Here is a 602-nt window from a genome sequence, read left to right as displayed (position 1 = left end):
ACCCGCGGGTTCAGCCCAAAATAGCTCACCAGCTTCTGCGGGCTGTTGAACCGGCTGATGTCGCCGATCGCCGCCATGATGCCGGCAGCGACCGCCAAGTTGACGCCGGTGATCGTCATCAATCTGTTGACCGCGGAATCGTCGATGGCGTCCTGCGCGATCTCGCGGTCGAGCAGGGCCAGGTCTTCCGCCAGCCGGTCAAGCTCGCGGACGTGCCGATCGATCGCCGCGCGCTCATTGTGCGGCAGCTGTTGGGCGGCCAACCACGCCCTGCCGCGGCCGTTGAAAAGATCTGCATGCGGGCACTTCGGGATCAGGTGCGCGTGCAGGATCGAATGCACCTCGTTCTTGAGCCGCGTGCGATGCCGCACGACCTGGTAGCGCCGCGCCACCAGCCGACGCTTGCGTTCGGTCTCCGCGTCAGGCGTCCAGATCTGCGGCAGGTACCCAGCCGCCTGCAGACTGGCGAGCGTGCCGGCATCGATCTTGTCGGTCTTGACGTGAGCCTGGGCGATCGCCTTCACCTGCAGCGGATTGGCGATAATCACCCGTGCCACGAACGGTGCCAGAACCCGCGATACCGCCATGCTGTTGCCGGTCGC

The 602-nt window shown here is 65.8% G+C and carries 1 protein-coding gene; it reads right to left on the bottom strand.

What is annotated here, in order from left to right:
• On the bottom strand, window positions 1-602 hold a 602-nt coding region (locus IVA74_RS00040; protein ID WP_247338623.1), incomplete at both ends, for an IS110 family transposase.

The sequence above is a fragment of the Bradyrhizobium sp. 132 genome, assembly GCF_023074185.1.
Lineage (GTDB): Bacteria > Pseudomonadota > Alphaproteobacteria > Rhizobiales > Xanthobacteraceae > Bradyrhizobium.
This window is presented reverse-complemented; position numbering and strand designations above follow the sequence as displayed.